The 16,325-nt window shown below is 62.1% G+C and carries 17 protein-coding genes; 8 read left to right on the forward strand and 9 right to left on the reverse strand.

What is annotated here, in order from left to right; genetic code table 11:
- Window positions 1–30: 30 nt before the first annotated feature.
- Both lepB and Q0R02_RS01935 read left to right on the forward strand, forming a co-directional pair.
- A complete protein-coding gene (lepB, locus tag Q0R02_RS01930) occupies window positions 31–894 on the forward strand; it encodes a signal peptidase I (protein WP_293880341.1) in 864 nt (287 codons plus the stop codon).
- Entirely contained in the window at window positions 891–1,979 is a 1,089-nt protein-coding gene (locus Q0R02_RS01935) for an AI-2E family transporter (RefSeq protein ID WP_293880312.1), read from the forward strand. The genes lepB and Q0R02_RS01935 overlap by 4 nt, the downstream gene beginning before the upstream one ends.
- A gap of 57 nt (window positions 1,980–2,036) precedes the next feature.
- Here the strand turns inward: Q0R02_RS01935 and Q0R02_RS01940 are convergent, their stop codons facing one another.
- From Q0R02_RS01940 to Q0R02_RS01975, 8 genes are all read right to left on the reverse strand, one after another.
- The gene (locus tag Q0R02_RS01940; RefSeq protein ID WP_293880313.1) at window positions 2,037–2,681 is read right to left on the reverse strand and encodes an FKBP-type peptidyl-prolyl cis-trans isomerase; all 645 of its coding nucleotides are present in this window, start codon (window positions 2,679–2,681) and stop codon (window positions 2,037–2,039) included.
- Between the two features lie 5 nt (window positions 2,682–2,686).
- The gene (rpsU, locus tag Q0R02_RS01945; protein ID WP_121153087.1) at window positions 2,687–2,893 is read right to left on the reverse strand and encodes a 30S ribosomal protein S21; all 207 of its coding nucleotides are present in this window, start codon (window positions 2,891–2,893) and stop codon (window positions 2,687–2,689) included.
- Window positions 2,894–3,049: 156 nt separating this feature from the next.
- A complete protein-coding gene (locus Q0R02_RS01950; RefSeq protein ID WP_293880316.1) occupies window positions 3,050–3,592 on the reverse strand; it encodes a fasciclin domain-containing protein in 543 nt (180 codons plus the stop codon).
- Between the two features lie 101 nt (window positions 3,593–3,693).
- Window positions 3,694–4,380, reverse strand: coding sequence for an anti-sigma factor (locus tag Q0R02_RS01955; RefSeq protein ID WP_293880318.1), 687 nt, complete (start codon window positions 4,378–4,380; stop codon window positions 3,694–3,696).
- A complete protein-coding gene (locus Q0R02_RS01960) occupies window positions 4,377–4,949 on the reverse strand; it encodes a sigma-70 family RNA polymerase sigma factor (RefSeq protein ID WP_367271409.1) in 573 nt (190 codons plus the stop codon). The genes Q0R02_RS01955 and Q0R02_RS01960 overlap by 4 nt, the downstream gene beginning before the upstream one ends.
- Window positions 4,946–6,130, reverse strand: coding sequence for an acetyl-CoA C-acyltransferase (locus Q0R02_RS01965; protein WP_293880320.1), 1,185 nt, complete (start codon window positions 6,128–6,130; stop codon window positions 4,946–4,948). The genes Q0R02_RS01960 and Q0R02_RS01965 overlap by 4 nt, the downstream gene beginning before the upstream one ends.
- A 10-nt stretch (window positions 6,131–6,140) precedes the next feature.
- Entirely contained in the window at window positions 6,141–7,769 is a 1,629-nt protein-coding gene (locus Q0R02_RS01970) for an alkaline phosphatase (protein ID WP_293880322.1), read from the reverse strand.
- Window positions 7,770–7,842: 73 nt separating this feature from the next.
- Window positions 7,843–9,936: a bifunctional (p)ppGpp synthetase/guanosine-3',5'-bis(diphosphate) 3'-pyrophosphohydrolase gene (locus Q0R02_RS01975; RefSeq protein ID WP_293880345.1), complete on the reverse strand. Its 2,094-nt coding sequence runs from the start codon at window positions 9,934–9,936 to the stop codon at window positions 7,843–7,845.
- A gap of 146 nt (window positions 9,937–10,082) precedes the next feature.
- Here Q0R02_RS01975 and Q0R02_RS01980 point away from each other — a divergent pair, with 146 nt between their 5' ends.
- The 4 genes from Q0R02_RS01980 to msrA all read left to right on the forward strand — a co-directional run bounded on the left by Q0R02_RS01980 (window position 10,083) and on the right by msrA (window position 14,646).
- Window positions 10,083–10,574, forward strand: coding sequence for a helix-turn-helix domain-containing protein (locus tag Q0R02_RS01980; protein WP_293880323.1), 492 nt, complete (start codon window positions 10,083–10,085; stop codon window positions 10,572–10,574).
- A 133-nt stretch (window positions 10,575–10,707) separates the two neighbouring features.
- Window positions 10,708–12,480 carry an aminodeoxychorismate synthase component I gene (gene pabB / locus Q0R02_RS01985; protein WP_293880324.1) on the forward strand — a complete coding sequence of 591 codons (1,773 nt, stop codon included), beginning with the start codon at window positions 10,708–10,710 and terminating at the stop codon, window positions 12,478–12,480.
- A 24-nt stretch (window positions 12,481–12,504) separates the two neighbouring features.
- Window positions 12,505–13,707 (forward strand): pyridoxal phosphate-dependent aminotransferase, encoded by a 1,203-nt coding sequence (locus Q0R02_RS01990; RefSeq protein ID WP_293880325.1) that lies wholly within the window; start codon window positions 12,505–12,507, stop codon window positions 13,705–13,707.
- A gap of 261 nt (window positions 13,708–13,968) precedes the next feature.
- Complete coding sequence (gene msrA / locus Q0R02_RS01995; protein ID WP_293880326.1) at window positions 13,969–14,646, forward strand: peptide-methionine (S)-S-oxide reductase MsrA; 678 nt, start codon at window positions 13,969–13,971, stop codon at window positions 14,644–14,646.
- Between the two features lie 5 nt (window positions 14,647–14,651).
- On the opposite strand, the gene Q0R02_RS02000 is transcribed toward msrA, so the two are convergent.
- A complete protein-coding gene (locus Q0R02_RS02000) occupies window positions 14,652–14,969 on the reverse strand; it encodes a 2Fe-2S iron-sulfur cluster-binding protein (protein WP_293880327.1) in 318 nt (105 codons plus the stop codon).
- An 80-nt stretch (window positions 14,970–15,049) separates the two neighbouring features.
- On the opposite strand from Q0R02_RS02000, the gene Q0R02_RS02005 reads away from it, so the two are divergent.
- The gene (locus tag Q0R02_RS02005; RefSeq protein ID WP_293880329.1) at window positions 15,050–15,667 is read left to right on the forward strand and encodes a DNA-3-methyladenine glycosylase 2 family protein; all 618 of its coding nucleotides are present in this window, start codon (window positions 15,050–15,052) and stop codon (window positions 15,665–15,667) included.
- A gap of 43 nt (window positions 15,668–15,710) precedes the next feature.
- The coding region (locus Q0R02_RS02010) for an aminotransferase class I/II-fold pyridoxal phosphate-dependent enzyme (RefSeq protein WP_293880330.1) at window positions 15,711–16,325 on the forward strand (615 nt) is incomplete at its 3' end.

The raw sequence follows: 16,325 nt of genomic DNA on the forward strand, positions 1-16,325 counted from the left end.
TGCCTGTATGAAAGTGCCCGCGTGACTCCCATCCCCACGACAGACCTGACATCCGGTGACGAAATCGTGCCGGTGAAAGCCAGAACCGACTGGCTGGGCGAGATGCGCGGTATATTCTGGCTGGTCCTGGCCGTGTTGGGGTTCCACAGTTTTGTCGCCAAGCCCTTCTACATTCCCAGCGAATCGATGGTGCCCGGATTACTGGTCGGCGACCGGCTGGTGGTGACCAAATTTCCCTATGGCTGGTCCTATGTCTCGGCGACGTTCCACCTTCTGCCGTTTATGAAGGGCCGCATTCTGGGAAGCCTTCCCGAACGCGGCGACGTTGTGATCATCACGCCGCCAGGAAGCCAGGAAGACTATATCAAGCGCGTCATCGGCCTGCCTGGCGACACTCTGGAAGTGCGCGGCGGCACGGTTATCCTGAACGGCAAGCCGGTGAAGCGGGTCGAGATGGGCGAGCGGCGCGTCCCGGTGGACGCCAACCAGCCCTGCAGCGACTCCGATTATCCGGGTCGCAAAATACGGGGCGGTGATGGATTGGAATATTGTCAGTTGCCCATCGTGCGTGAGACTCTGCCCAACGGGCGCAGTTTCGATACCGTGGACCTCGGTTACGACTGGCGCGTCGATGACTATGCCGCGATCAAAATTCCCGCCGACCGCGTGTTCGTGATGGGCGACAACCGCGACCGATCCGCTGACAGCCGCGTATCGATCGAAAATCGGGGTCTTGGCGGCCCGGTGCCCTGGGAGAATATCGGCGGACGGGCCGAATTCCTCACCTTCTCGCTCGACGGGTCGAGCCAGTGGTGGAACCCGGTCAGTTGGCTAACGGCACTGCGGGGCTCGCGCGCCGGGAATTCCCTGCACCCACAAAGGACCGCCGGATGAGCGAAACCGTTATCGCCCCCGAAAAGCGCGCCGAAGCGCCCGGTCCCAACGAATTGCGCGATCCGTTCGTGCGGCAGGAACTGAAACGGGCGGGCGTGTGGATTGGCATGGCGGTGGCCGTCGGGCTGGTCGCATTACTGTCGCAGCCGCTGCTGATCATCTTCGGCGGCGTCGTTTTTGCAGCGATGCTCGACGGCGGCACCCGGCTGCTGGGCCGCGTGCTGAAAATCGGGCGGGGCTGGCGATTGCTGATTGTTGTGCTCGGCGTTGTCGCATTCCTGGTCTGGGTGGTCATGCTGGCAGGAAGCGAACTGACCGCGCAGGCCGAAACGCTGACCAGTGTCGTAACGACACAAATCAACAAGCTGCTCGCCTGGGCGCGGGTGTATCACCTGCTCGAAAGTGCCGGCGGCGCTGGCGAGATCGGCAAGCAGATCATGGGGTCGATCGGGCGCGTGACGTCGGCCTTGGGCACGGCGGCCGGTGCGTTGACCAGCGGCGTGATGATCGCCGTGATTGGTATCTTTCTCGCCGTCGAGCCGAGGCTATACGAACGTGGTGTTGCATGGATGTTCCCGGTCCGCAGTCGTGCCAGTTTCTACGAAACGATGTCGGCAATGGGCCACACCCTGCGCCGTCTGATGGCGGGTCGGCTGGTCGGCATGTCGGTCGAAGGCGTTGGTGTCTGGCTGCTGTTGTGGGCGGGCGGAATCCCGATGGCCGCGCTGCTGGGCGTGTTGACCGGACTGTTGGCGTTCCTGCCCAATATCGGCGCGATCGTATCGGGCGTGCTGATTACGGTGGTCGGTTTTTCGGGCGGCTGGAACGCGGGCGTCTACGCATTTTGCGTCTATGCCGTGGTGCAGACTGTCGACGGTTACCTGGTCGTGCCGACGGTCGCCAAAAAGTCGGTCGATCTGGCCCCCGCACTGGTGCTGGGGGCGCAGTTGCTGCTGGGCGCGCTGTTCGGATTACTGGGCCTGATGTTCGCGGACCCGATCGTGGCAATGGTCAAGGTCGGGCTGGAACGCGGGTCGAAGAAGGCAGCGGAAAACGCCGGTGAGATAGAGCCGCCCGCGGCGTAGCAACGCGGGATACCTGGAGGTAGTCAGGTCGAACGATCCCGCCGTAAACCCCGCCGATTAATGTCCCGAAGGAGGACCGCCTGCCAAACCACCCGCCATTCCAGGAACCGGGCCGCCGGGAGCCTGTTGCCCCTGAGACTGTTGAGCCCGCGCCTGCTGCGCCTGCATCTGCTGCATTTGCGCCTGCACTTCGGCGGCATTCTTGAAATCGATCAGCTCAACGTCGAATACCAGTACCGAATGCGCAGGCAATTTCGGGTCAGGCGAAGTCTCGCCATAGCCAAGCGCTGGCGGAATCCAGAAACGGTATTTCGCGCCCTTGTTCATCAGCTTCAGCGCTTCGGAAAAACCGGGCACGACACCGGTTACCGGGAACGGCGCGCGCTCCGCCTGATCGAAGATCGATCCATCACGCAGCGATCCTTTGTAGTTCACCAGCACGACGTCGGCGTCGGTCGGCATTGCGCCCCGGCCTTTGGCCACGACCTGATACTGAAGCCCCGATGGGGTAGTCGTGACGCCGGTGCGCCCCGAATGCCAACTGAGAAACTGTTCGGCGGTGCCGGTGGTCGCAACCACTTTCGCCGTTCCTGCCCAGGCAATGCCGCCAGCAACCAGAACCGCCGCGGCAACTCCGATCCACAGCCGCGTCATCGTGCCCTTTTGGACGGGGCGGAGCGGCACGGCGGTGATTTCAGACATAATGTTTACCGAACGCCGTCGCGCTCGGCGCGCTTGCGCTCGAGCTTGCGGGCGCGACGGACAGCGGCAGCACGTTCGCGCGCACGCTTTTCCGAAGGCTTTTCATAGTGACGACGGAGCTTCATCTCGCGATACACACCCTCGCGCTGCAGCTTCTTTTTCAGCGCCCGCAGCGCCTGGTCGACATTGTTGTCGCGCACGATGATTTGCATAAAAGAGGTCGGCTCCGAATTCACAAAAAAGAATCGCCACGCGCTACAAAGCGGTGGCGTTACGGCGCGGGTAGCAGCCGATTTCGAAAGTTTCAACCCGCCAGTGGCCCCGCCCCCCTCTAAAATGGGGGCGGGGCCGATCAGCGTAACGCTAGATTATGGCATCAGCACGGTGTCGACAACGTGGATCACGCCGTTCGACTGCATGACGTTGGCGATCTTAACCATCGACTTACCACCCTTGGCGTCGGTCAGCATCAGCTTCGAACCCATCATCGAGGCAGTCAGCGGCTCACCCTGCACGGTCGTCAACACGGCCTTGCCCTTGCCGGCCTTGATTGCCTTGGCAATATCGGCGCTTGTCATGCGACCGGCAACGACGTGATACGTCAGGATCGAGGTGAGCGTGCCCTTATTCTCAGGCTTTACCAGCGTGTCGACAGTGCCAGCAGGCAATTTGGCGAACGCAGCGTTGGTTGGCGCGAAAACGGTGAACGGACCCGGACCCGACAGCGTATCAACCAATCCGGCAGCCTTTACGGCAGCGACCAGCGTGGTGTGATCCTTCGAATTAACGGCGTTCTGGACGATGTTCTTGGTCGGATACATCGCGGCACCACCAACCATCGGATTCTTGGCGACGGCGGGAACGGCGACGGCAGTGATCGCCAGTGCGGCGAGGAATGTAAGCTTTTTCATTGAGGCGTCCTTTATTTCCTGAGCGCAGTCGCATCCTTTGTGAAGCGATCTGTCTGCGGAGAGATACGCGCGACGCCGACACATGGATGCAGCGGTCCGGCTCAGACGCTGATTATTTTTCCCGAGGCAATAATCGATCCGGTGGGCAAGCCGGTCGGCGACCCCCCTCGGGTTTCAAGAGTGATAGCAAAAGTCGCGCCGGGATGAACAAACGTCCGGCGCTCCATCGGCACCGAATGGCCCGCAGGTGCCTTAACATCTATAATGCCCATCGAACGCGGCTTGCCGTCCTCGGGAATAATCCAGAGTTCGGCATCGCCGGATCCGGCGTTTAGCGCATTAGGGGCAATCATCATGCGGCCAGTGCTACCGTCATAACCCACCATGACGACCGCGGGGCTATGATCCCCTGACAATGTCGCAACCATCGGTGTCGAGCGCGCAGCTTGTGGAGCCGGGGCGGCAAGTGGCACCGGCAAACGCGTCCCGACAAAAATCATCAATGCCGCCGCAACGCCCGTCGCACCGACCGCCAAAGCACGCCAGCGACGCACGAGAGTGGCACTGTTGTCGTTAACCGGCAACTGGGCTTCGATCCTTGCCCACAGCCGTTCGGGCGGCAGTACTTCGGCTTCCGCAACCAAGGGCGCCAGCTGATCGCGCCACCACGCGATGCGCAGCGACAGCACGGCGTCCGACTGCACGCGCGCCAGTACCGCATCGCTGTCCTGCGCATCAAGCAGTCCCAGTGCAAATTCACCGGCAAGAATGTCGTCGTCGTCGGTCACGCCAGGCATTCGCGCAGTTTCAACAGCGCCCGGCGGACGCGGCTCTTGATCGTGCCAAGCGGCGTACCCGCGCGCTCGGCGATGTCGGCGTAGGTCGACCCATCGAAGAACGCGGTTCGGATCAAAGTTGCATCGCCAGTCGGCAGAACATCGATGCAGGCGAGGATCCGCGCATCGGCCTGCGCGCCGATCAGGCAGGTTTCTGCATCTGGCCGTTCGTCGGCAACATTGTCCGCTGCCTCGATGGGAGCCATGACGCGCCGCCCGCGCGCGCGCAGCCGGTCGATCGCCTTGTTACGGGTGAGCGCAACAAGCCAGGTAATCGGGCTTGCCCGCGCCGGATCGAACGATCCTGCCTTTTGCCACACATTGATAAAAGCGTCTTGCAACGCGTCCTCCGCTTCGTCGGTATCGGGAAATATACGGAGACAGACCCCGTATAGTTTCGCCGACGTCCGCCGATAGACGTCCTGCAGGGCCCCGCGGTCACCCGCGGCAACCCGTTGCAGCGCCGTTACCAGCGCAGCCCGTTCGCCATCCCGAACGATCGAGGCGACCTCTGAGATCAGATGAGTTCAACCGCCATGGCCGTCGCTTCGCCGCCACCGATGCACAGGGCGGCAACACCGCGTTTCAGTCCCCGCGCCTGCAGCGCCGACACCAGCGTCGTCAGGATGCGTGCGCCCGACGCACCAATGGGATGACCGAGCGCGGTGGCACCGCCGTTGACGTTCAGCTTTTCGGCGGGGATGCCCAGTTCCTGCGCCGCGATCATGGCAACGATGGCAAAGGCTTCATTGACTTCGAACAGGTCGACATCGTCGATGGTCCAGCCCGCCTTGGCCAGCAGCTTGCGGATTGCGGGCACCGGTGCGGTGGTGAACTTGGCGGGTTCATGGGCATGCGCGGCATGGGCAACGATGCGGGCAACCGGCGACAACCCCCGCTCCCTGGCCGTCGACTCGCGCGTCAGGACCAGCGCGGCGGCTCCGTCGGAAATCGACGAGGCATTGGCGGCGGTGATCGTGCCATCCTTTGCGAAAGCAGGCTTCAGCGTCGGAATTTTCTCGGGTCGGGCATTGCCGGGCTGCTCGTCGGTGTTGACGATTGTGTTGCCCGATCGACCGGCGACCTCGACGGCCACGATTTCGTCGGCAAAGGCGCCTGAAGCGATTGCGTCTTTCGCGCGACTGAGCGAGCGCAAGGCGAAATCGTCCTGCGCGGCGCGCGTGAACTGGTATTCGCCGGCGGTTTCTTCAGCAAACGATCCCATTGCGCGACCTGGTTCGTAAGCGTCTTCAAGACCGTCAAGAAACATCGAATCCTTGATGACGTCATGCCCCATGCGCGCGCCGCTACGGTGTTTTGCCATCAGGTATGGCGCATTCGACATCGATTCCATGCCGCCGGACACGATATAGTCGGCGCTCCCCGCCAACAGCGCGTCGTGCGCCATGATCGTCGCCTGCATCCCCGACCCGCACATCTTGTTGACGGTCGTCGCCTCCACCGACAGCGGCAACCCGGCACCGAGTGCGGCCTGCCGTGCAGGAGCCTGGCCGAGGCCGCCCGAAAGCACGCAACCCATGAATATCTGGTCGATGTCCGCGCCAGCTATCCCGGCCCGTTCGACCGCCGCCCGGACCGCAGTCGCGCCCAGCGAAGTCGCCGTGACAGATCCCAATACCCCCTGAAAACCGCCCATAGGAGTACGAGCGAAACTGACGATGACGACGGGATCCTGGGTCACTGCATACTTCCTAAATCGTTTCCAGCGTCCTGTCACCGGCATGAACGCGCATCCTGTGCGACGGTTGCGTGGCGAGGGACGGCATGGCCACGGTTTCCATGAATATCCATTCGTTCGTCGCCATCGCATCTGTCAAGCCCAGCACCATATAGCCCCTTTTCGACGTGTCGCACCATTTCAGTTCCGGACTGGCGCGGAGCATCGCTGCGGCAATCACATTCGGGTCGGTGCCCTTGGTTGGCACTTCAAAGCCGTTTGAACAGACCGCATGGCCCGCAAACTCGACGCCCACGCGCGCGTCGCCGTTCCGCAGTTCATAAGCCCAGGCGTTGTGGCTGTCGCCGGACAGTACCACCAGATTGGCGTCGGCGCGTTGCGCTGCTCCCAGCAGGCGCGCCCGTGCTGCGGGATACCCGCCCCAATTGTCGAAGTTGAACGAAAGACCGGCATTGGCCAGCGCGACTCCGGCGGGGACATAGCGTTTGGCCGAAGCCGAAGCATCCGGCGACAGCCAGCTTGCGGCTTCGGCGGGCATGAAAGTTTCGCCGACGATCGTGCCGACGCCGACGACCTGCCACCGCTTGCGCGCAGCGGTGGATGCCCACAGGCCGTGCGCGAGCCAGCTTTCCTGCGTGGTGCCCATCATCGTGGCAGCCGGGTCGCGCCAGGCCCCGGCCTTGAAGGCAGCGAGCGCCGCGGGGGCATCGGGCGACGCCAGCAACGTAGCGCTCGACGGATATTTGCTCCGTGCCAACAGACGCGTGTCGGTGCGAAACAATGTCGCCAGCGTCCCGATGTCATAGGACTTGTACGGCATGTCATCGACCGGCAACCACTCGCGATAGGCCTGAGCCGCGGCCAGTTTGCGCATGGTCCAGTCGCCATCTTCGAGCAAGTGATCGACCGCGCCCCCCTCCCAGGCATCGTCGGCCAGTTCATGATCATCCATCGACAGGATCATCGCATGGCGATTGTGGAGCGCCTGCAACGCGGACTCCATGCGATAGCTGGCATAGCGCAGGCGGTAATCGGCCAGGCTCAGCAATTTTGTCTGCGGCTGAATACGGTCCCAGCGCGGGCTGGCCGCAAGTGTATTACCGACTCGCCGGTTCTCGTACAAATAATCGCCCAGATGCAGCATCACGTCGATGTCGTCACGCGCCGCGGCGTGACCATAAGCATTGAATTCACCAGCGGGCAGGTTCGCGCACGAAAACACGCCGATGCCGAAGTGCCGGACGTGCCCAACCGGCAGCGTTCTGGTCCGGCCGACGGGCGATCTGCTGCTGTCCTGACCGACGAAACGATAATAATAGATGCGCCCCGGTGACAGGCCATCGACGGTGATCTTCGTCGTCCAGTCGCGCCACGGCCCCGTGATCATCTCGCCACCCGAGACGATGCGGGCAAAATCCGGCGTTTCAGAAACCTCGACCCTGACGTGGGCGCTGTCGCCACCGCCAACGAACCGCGTCCACAACAGTACCGAATCGCTCGCCGGTTCGCCGCTTGCCACATTATGGGTAAAGCCGCGCGCGGCAGACAGCATCTGCGCAAACAGCGCGCCGCCGGGCAGCATCAACCCACCCAGGCCAAAGGCGGATGTCGCGATAAGCTGGCGGCGATCAATCCAGATCATGGTGGTCACTCCGTAAACTTGGCCATTGCGCGCCATTGGTGTCGGCATCGTGACAGGCGGTGCTAAACCCGGCCTAAACCCGGTCAGCCTGACTAACCGCCTCGACCGCGCGCAACGCGGCGAGGATGCGCGTCAGGTGATGGAGGTCATGGACCTCAAGGTCGACACGGAAGCTGTGGAAACCCGCATCGCGCGCCTCCAGCTTCAGGTTGAGGATGTTGGCACGGTGCTGGCCGAAAATCCCAGCCATCACGCCCAGCGCGCCGGGCTCGTTCTTCAGCACGACGAGCAGTTGCGCGGCACCGCCGTCCGACCCATCCCCCCACGCCAGGTCGACCCAGTCGGCATCGATGCCGTCGGCCAACTTGGGACAATCGATGGCATGGACCAAGATTGGCTCGTCCTCGCGGCGCAAACCGACGATCCGGTCGCCCGGAACCGGGTGGCAGCAGAGCGCAAGGTCGAAGGCAACGCCGGGGGTTAGCCCCTTCATCGAGATGGCTTCGCGCTGCTGGGGCGCGGCGCGAATGTCGTCGCCCGGTCCCGCGGACCCCGGCATCAGCGCCTCCATGACCTGTGCGTCGGTCAGCGTGCGGCGGGCAATAGCCTCCATCAGCGCGGCTTCGTTGACCAGCTTCAACCGCTTCAGGGCGGCGTCGAGCGCGCCCTTGCCCAATGGCGCCGACAGCCGCAGCACCAGTTCGTCATAGATCTTGCGGCCCAGCGCGATGCTTTCGCCACGCTCCTTGTTGCGTACGAAGCGCCGGATCGCCGCACGCGCTTTGCCGGTAACGGCAAAGTTCAACCACGCGGGCTGCGGCTCCTGCGCCTTTGATTTCAGGATCTGGACCTGGTCGCCGTTTTCGATCTGCGTCCGTAGCGGCACGACGCGACCGTTGATCTTTGCCCCGACGGCCTCGTTGCCCAGCGTGGTATGCACGGCATAGGCAAAGTCGATCGGGGTCGACCCTTTCGGCAACTGCGTCAGTTCACCCTTTGGCGTGAAGGCGAAGATGCGGTCCTGGTACATCGCCATGCGGGTGTGCTCGAGCAATTCCTCGGCGCTGTCGGCATTGTCGAGGATTTCGACAAGGTCACTGATCCACCGTACGGGCACGTCGGGACGCTTCTGGCCCTGCTTGTAAGTCCAATGAGAGGCCAGCCCGTATTCCGCCTGTGCGTGCATTTCGGACGAGCGCAACTGGATTTCGATTCGCATTTTTTCCGAATGAATGACCGCAGTGTGCAGCGACCGATAGCCATTGCGCTTCGGCGTCGAGACATAGTCCTTGAACCGCCCCGGCACCATCGGCCAACGCCGGTGGATGACTCCAAGAGCAAGGTAGCAGGCGTCGGCATCGGGCACGATCGCGCGAAACGCCATCACGTCGGACAATTGTTCGAAGCTGATGTGGCGCTCCGCCATTTTTTTCCAGATTGAATACGGATGTTTCTCGCGGCCAGAGACGTCGGCCTCGATTCCGGCGCGGCTCAGCACCAGTTTCAGCCCCGATCCGATCCGCGCGATCTGGTCGCCCCCGCCCTCATGGAGTTGCTCGAGCCGCTTGGTGATCGACCCATAGGCTTCGGGTTCAAGTTCGCGAAAGGCGAGCGACTGCATTTCGTTCATGAACTCATACATGCCGATACGTTCGGCAAGCGGCGCATAGATATCCATGGTTTCACGGGCGATGCGCCGCCGCTTCTGTTCGTCCGGTATGAAATGCAGCGTCCGCATATTGTGCAGCCGGTCGGCCAGTTTCACGAGCAAAACGCGGATGTCGTCCGACATGGCGAGCAGGAACTTGCGGAGGTTTTCCGCCGCGCGCTCATTCTCGGTCTGCGCCTCGATCTTGCTGAGCTTTGTCACGCCATCGACCAGTCGCGCCACGGCGGGTCCGAATTTGGCGACGATTTCCTCATGCGTGGTCAGCGTATCCTCGATCGTGTCGTGCAAAATCGCGGTCGCTATCGTCTCGTCGTCGAGATGGAGGTCGGTCAGAATACCGGCGACTTCGATCGGGTGACTGAAATAGGGATCGCCCGACGCCCGCTTTTGCGAACCATGCATCTGCATGGAAAAAACATAGGCGCGGTTCAACAGCGCCTCATCGGCGTCGGGGTCGTAGGATTTTACTCGTTCGACAAGTTCGTATTGGCGCAGCACGCCGCCATGATGGAGTGTCCGGTGCGCGATTGGCAAGTCACGAGCCAAATCCTGGTAAAGATAAAGCAATTATTGCCTCACTTCCGGCGCGCACTGAACTTATCAACTATTGAAAACGGCAATGAAACAATATAAGGTCCCCGACCATGGATCTGGTGAAAGAAAACGTTGAGGAGGCCGTTGCGTGCTCCCTGCCAGCGGCACTAGAGGTCGTCGGTGAACGCTGGTCGTTTCTCATCTTGAGAGACGCATTTAACGGGATTCGCCATTTCGAAGAATTCCAGTCGACGATGGGCATTGCGCGCAACATCCTCGCCAATCGTCTTGGCCGACTGGTGACAAACGGCATCTTGTCGCGAAAGTCGATGACGGAGGATCGGCGAAAAATCGAATATTGCTTGACCGACAAGGGCGCGGCGCTGTTACCGGTGGTCGTGTCGCTTCGCCAATGGGCCGAAGAATGGGAAGTCAACGGCCCTTCCACAATCGTCCTTGTCGATGAACTGCACCGACAACCCGTTCGCAAGATCGGGCTGTATTCGGTAGACGGTCGCGAATTATCGTTGCAGGACCTTTGCTGGGCAAGCGCCAAGAACGTTCGTTCGCTTCGCCATCTGCAGGAAGCTCAGGCGGCCTGAGCCCGGTCAGTCGGCGCGGATCGCGATCGACGCCGGAAAGTCCGGGGACGATTGAGCACCACCCGCTTCATTTTGCACAGCTGCTCCACGCACGGGGTTGGCAAGCGCCGCACCGCGCGGGCAATAAGGCGTCATGACTTCTGCACTCCCCCGCGCTGGCACGCCGTTCGTCCTGCTTGACGATGCTCGCGCAGCCGGAGTTGCGGTGCCTGCGCGACTCTATCTCGACCCTGTTCAGGTCGTGACGACGCGCAGATCCAGCGATATTCCAGCAGCATTCGAAGCGGTACGAACGGCAACCGCAGCCGGACTTCATGCCGCCGGGTTCCTGGGATACGAAGCCGGGGCCGCGATCGCCGGGGGCGCTGTGTCCGCCGCGCCCCTTAAAGGACCATTGCTGTGGTTCGGGCTGTTCCGTTCGTTTAGCGAAATAGCTCCCCACGACGTTGCGGGCCTGCTGCCCGACCCTGCCGGAGCATGGCTTTCCATGCCCCTGCCCGACATTGACCGCGCCGAGTACGATGCGGCGATCACGCGGGTCCAGGCGCTGATCGCGGCCGGCGACATCTATCAGGCGAACTTGACCTTCCCGGCCCGGGTCGCGACAGCGGGCCACCCGCTTGCGCTCTATGCTGGCCTGCGCGCCAGAGCTGCCGCGGGGTATGGCGGCATCGTCCATACCGGCAGCGACTGGCTGCTATCCCTCTCTCCGGAGTTGTTCTTTGCCTGTCGCGACGGTCGACTGATGGCGCGCCCGATGAAGGGCACCGCCACCCGCGACACCGATCCTGCGCGTGACCGGACCGCGGTGTCGGAACTGTCATCGGACGAAAAGCAGCGGGCCGAGAATCTGATGATCGTCGACCTGATGCGCAACGACCTGTCGCGGGTCGCCGTGCCGGGCAGTGTCGCAGTACCAACCCTGTTCGCGGTCGAGACCTATCCAACGGTTCACCAGATGACGTCGACGGTGACAGCCGCACTGCTGCCCGACAAGGACGTCATCGACGTGCTCGAAGCGCTGTTTCCCTGTGGCTCGATCACGGGGGCGCCCAAGTTGCGCGCGATGGAGGTCATTGCCGAAGTCGAGCGCGGGCCACGCGGTGCCTATACCGGAAGCATCGGGCGAATCGATGCCGGCGGGCACGAGGCGGCCTTTAACGTCGCCATCCGTACGCTGACACTTGGTCCCGACGGCGCGGTAATGGGCCTTGGTTCGGGCATCGTCGCCGATTCGCGTGCCGGTCCCGAATGGGCGGAATGCCTGGCCAAGGGAGCCTTCGTGGCCAGCACGCGCCGCTTCGACCTGATCGAGACGATGGCGTTCGATCCCCTGACCGGACTGTCGCGTCTCGAAGCGCATCTGCAGCGGATGCAGGCCAGCGCCCTGATTTTCGGATTTGCCTTTGATCGCCATGCCGCGGGCAACGAACTGCAGGCCGCAACCTTCCGCATTCGCGTGCCAAGCCGCGTTCGGCTGTTATTGGCAAGAAGCGGCGCAATGGCGGTGGAGACCCGCGCTCTGGACCCGGACAGTGGGTCGACCGTGTCGGTTGCCATCGCCCCGTTGCCAGTGGACCGCGGCGACTTCCGGCTTGCCCACAAGACCACCGACCGCAACTTCTACGATAAAGCCCGCCGTGCCTGCGGCGCGTTCGAGGTTGTCTTTATCAACGCCGCCGGTTTCCTGACCGAGGGCAGCTTCACCAACATCTTCGTCGCCCGGGGTGATGTCCTCCAAACGCCACCGCTTGATCAGGGCTTGCTCGGGGGTGTCCTGCGCAATGAATTGCTTAACAATGGCCGCGCAACCGAAATCAAACTCCGTCCGGACGATCTGCACAACGGATTTTTCATCGGCAATTCGCTGCGGGGCCTGTTGCCCGCACAGGTGACGGGGCTATAGGCACCCCGAACCCGGGGGATTAGAATGTCAGACCTGTCCGCAGCCATCCAGCGCATCAAACCATCACCGACGCTTGCGATGACCGGGCGCGTTGCCGAACTGAAACGGGCCGGCGTCGACATCATCGGGTTGTCGGCCGGCGAACCCGATTTCGACACGCCCGACTTTGTGAAGGACGCGGCGATCGCGGCCATCCACGCGGGCAAGACCAAATATACCGAGGTCGACGGAATTCCCGAACTGAAGGCCGCCATCGCCACCAAATTCCTGCGCGACAACGGGCTGACCTATGCCACGAACCAAGTCAGCGTGAACGTCGGCGGTAAGCACACATTGTTCAATGCGTTCCTGGCCACGGTCGGCCCGGGTGACGAGGTGATCATCCCCGCGCCTTATTGGGTCAGCTATCCAGACATCGTCGAGTTCGCAGGGGGCACGCCGGTCATCGTCGCGGCAGGCGCGAACCAGAATTACAAGATTTTGCCCGAGCAACTAGACGCAGCAATCACACCCGCGACAAAATGGGTCTTGCTGAATTCGCCATCCAACCCGACCGGGGCGGCCTATTCGGCGGCGGAATTGGGCGCGCTCGGCGAAGTGCTGCTTCGCCATCCCCACGTCTTCATCCTGACCGACGATATGTACGAGCACATCTGGTACGCCGACACGCCGTTCGCGACGATCGTGCAGGTTACCCCGGAATTATACGACCGCACGCTGACGATGAATGGCTGTTCGAAGGCGTATTCGATGACCGGCTGGCGCATCGGCTATGCCGCCGGTCCGATCTGGCTGATCAAGGCAATGGCAAAGCTGCAGTCGCAATCCACGTCGAACCCGTGTTCCATTGCACAATATGCCGCCGTCGCCGCGCTGAACGGCGACCAGTCGTTCCTGACCGAACGCAACGTTGCGTTCCGGGGTCGCCGCGATCTGGTCGTCAGGATGATGAACGACGCACCCGGCCTGCATTGCCCGACCCCCGAAGGTGCGTTCTATGTCTATCCAGACGCCACCGGTTGCATGGGCAAGACGACGCCCAAGGGCAAGCGGATCGAGACCGACAGCGATTTGATCGACTATTTCCTCGACGATGCGCGCGTTGCCGCGGTGAATGGCGAGGCGTTCGGCCTGAGCCCGGCGTTTCGGGTAAGCTACGCCACGTCGGAAGCGATCCTGACCGAAGCCTGCACCCGCATCCAGACGGCCTGCCAGGCGCTGGTTTAACCGCGCGTTGTTCAAAACTTGATGAACCTAACCCGATAATTTTGTTCAGCGGGTGTGAAACCCAGTGCCGCTATCTTGCGTAGCTTGGAACAGATAAAAGGAAACGGCTCATGATCAGCTTCGTAACATCGGCCTTCGTTCAGCGTCTGCTTGGCGGTTTCGCGTTCGGCGCAGCCGCTCTGCTCGTGACGCCCGGCCTGCATCTGTAAATTCGAATTTGAGCGCCTAATTAGATAGTCTGCCGAATTAGAAAGTCAGTCCATGAAATCCTACCTTCTCCCCCTTACGGCGGCGGTCCTCCTCGCGGGGGGCGTCGCCACCCAATTTGCCAGCGCTGCAGCCGAACGGACGTTGCTCGCGCCACTGCCGAAGGTTGATGTGCCTGCCGCTGGACATTCGGCCACCGCCGTGTTCGCCGGTGGTTGTTTTTGGGGCATGGAAGCGGTGTTCAGCCATGTGAAGGGGGTGACATCGGTCGTGTCGGGTTATGCCGGTGGATCGCCGGACAGCGCGAACTACGAGACCGTGAGCAGCGAAACGACCGGCCATGCGGAAGCGATCAGGATCACCTACGACCCCGCCCGCGTCAGTTATGGGACGCTGTTGCGCGTCATGTTTTCTGTGGCGATGAATCCGACCGAACTTAATCGCCAGGGCCCGGACACGGGCACCAGCTATCGGTCGGCCATCTTCCCGCAATCGCCCGATCAAACGCGCGTCGCCCGCGCCTATATCGCGCAATTGTCCGCGTCGAAGGTCTGGGGAGCACCGATCGTTACCAAGCTGGAGAGCGGCGGTTTTTTCGCGGCAGAGGCGCATCATCAAAACTTCGCGGCCTTAAATCCCAATCACGGTTATATCCGCATGTGGGACGCGCCGAAGCTTGTCGCGCTGCAAAAGACTTTCCCGGCGCTATGGTCGGCACGCCCGGTCGGCTGAGCCAGTCAATCTTCGGGGGCGACCGTAACTTTCATCCCGTCCAGAGCTTCCTTGAACGGGATCTGGCAAGACAGGCGGGACCGCTCATTCCGCTGGCCGGATGAATCGAGCAGGTCATTCTCGTCCTCACTCATCGCAGGCAACAGGTCGGCGAAGGCGGGATCGACATAGACGTGACAGGTCGCGCACGAGCAACAACCACCGCACAGTGCCAGCAGTTCATCGATGCCACCGTCCCGAATAACTTCCATGACCGTCAGCCCGGCTGTCCCGTCCAGCTCCTGCACATTTCCATCGAGAGTGGTGACGATCAGCTTGGGCATGTGCGACTTCCTTCGGTATGTGCGATGGCAGGCTATGTCGCGGCAAGCGGCGTGAATCAACCGCTTTGAGGGACACGACTATGGGACTTTCCGTTACCCAGTTGCGCAACAGCCTCGACGCCCTCGCGATCATCGAGCCGCGCTTTGCGACTGCCTTGGCACAGGCGGGTTATCCCGAACCACGCGGCCGCGATACCGGCTATCCGACCTTGTTGCGCACGATCGTTGGCCAGCAGATCAGTTTCAAGGCGGCCGACGCGGTCTGGTCGAAGGTCGCGGCGACCGTTGGCGACATTGAAAATCCGGGCGCAATGGTCGTCATGACCGACGAACAATTGCGCGGTGCCGGGCTGTCCCGCCAGAAGATCGGATATTGTCGCAGCCTGGCCGAACTGATCGTTGCCGGTGATCTCAACCTGGAAAACCTTCCCCAGGATGATGAGGAGGCGATTGCCAAGCTGACCGCTGTCAAGGGTATCGGGCGCTGGTCGGCAGAAGTGTATCTGCTGTTTGCAGAGGGGCGTCCGGACGTCTGGCCCGCAGGCGACCTTGCGGTCCAGGAGTCGGTCGGCCGTATTCTCGGCCACAACTCCCGGCCGAGCGAAAAAACGGTGCGCGAGGTGGCGGAAATCTGGCGACCGCATCGGGGCGCTGCGGCAGTATTTGCGTGGCATCATTACAAGATACCGGTTATTTGATTTTTCAGTCGCACCCGCCGTCGGTTTTACCTAACGGCTTGGCATGCAGATGTTCGAAGCCCATGCACGCGACTTGGCAAGGCTTGCCGACCAGAGTCGCCGGCGCCAGTTGATCCCGCGTATCGGCAAGGATTTGTCATCGAACGATTACCTCGGTCTGGCGAATTCACCCAAGCTCGCCGCCGCTGTTGCCGACGCGCTGGCGCGCGGCGTGCCGATCGGATCGGGTGGGTCGCGGCTGTTGGGCGGCAATCATCCTGAACATGAGGCGCTCGAGCGTGAAGCCACGCTGTTCTTCGGCTGCGAAAGCGCCTTGTTCTTCTCAAGCGGCTATGCGGCCAATGCGGCGTTGCTTTCGACTCTGCCGCAGCGTGGCGACCTGATCCTCTACGACGAACTGGTCCATGCCAGCGCGCATGAGGGGATGCGCCTGGGCCGCGCCGAGTGTCGGTCCGCGCCACACAACGACGTCGATGGGTTCGCCGACATCATCGCCGCGTGGCGCCGTTCTGCCGGCACCGGTCGCGTCTGGATCGCCGTCGAAAGCCTCTACAGCATGGATGGCGACCTTGCCCCGCTTGAACGGTTCAGCGACCTCGCCCGACACCATGACGCCGTGCTTCTGATCGACGATGCTCATGCGACCGGCGTGTTCGGA

The sequence above is a fragment of the Sphingomonas sp. genome, from assembly GCF_025353885.1.
Taxonomy (GTDB): Bacteria; Pseudomonadota; Alphaproteobacteria; order Sphingomonadales; family Sphingomonadaceae; genus Sphingomonas_O.

Bases quoted from the DNA above. Each gene is read 5' to 3' on its own strand.
- Q0R02_RS01950 (WP_293880316.1), bottom strand. From the start codon at position 3,592: ATGAAAAAGCTTACATTCCTCGCCGCACTGGCGATCACTGCCGTCGCC.
- Q0R02_RS01935 (WP_293880312.1), top strand. From the start codon at position 891: ATGAGCGAAACCGTTATCGCCCCCGAAAAGCGCGCCGAAGCGCCCGGT.
- pabB (WP_293880324.1), top strand. From the start codon at position 10,708: ATGACTTCTGCACTCCCCCGCGCTGGCACGCCGTTCGTCCTGCTTGAC.
- Q0R02_RS01940 (WP_293880313.1), bottom strand. From the start codon at position 2,681: ATGTCTGAAATCACCGCCGTGCCGCTCCGCCCCGTCCAAAAGGGCACG.
- msrA (WP_293880326.1), top strand. From the start codon at position 13,969: ATGAAATCCTACCTTCTCCCCCTTACGGCGGCGGTCCTCCTCGCGGGG.
- rpsU (WP_121153087.1), bottom strand. From the start codon at position 2,893: ATGCAAATCATCGTGCGCGACAACAATGTCGACCAGGCGCTGCGGGCG.
- Q0R02_RS01990 (WP_293880325.1), top strand. From the start codon at position 12,505: ATGTCAGACCTGTCCGCAGCCATCCAGCGCATCAAACCATCACCGACG.
- Q0R02_RS01980 (WP_293880323.1), top strand. From the start codon at position 10,083: ATGGATCTGGTGAAAGAAAACGTTGAGGAGGCCGTTGCGTGCTCCCTG.
- Q0R02_RS01970 (WP_293880322.1), bottom strand. From the start codon at position 7,769: ATGATCTGGATTGATCGCCGCCAGCTTATCGCGACATCCGCCTTTGGC.
- Q0R02_RS02005 (WP_293880329.1), top strand. From the start codon at position 15,050: ATGGGACTTTCCGTTACCCAGTTGCGCAACAGCCTCGACGCCCTCGCG.
- Q0R02_RS02000 (WP_293880327.1), bottom strand. From the start codon at position 14,969: ATGCCCAAGCTGATCGTCACCACTCTCGATGGAAATGTGCAGGAGCTG.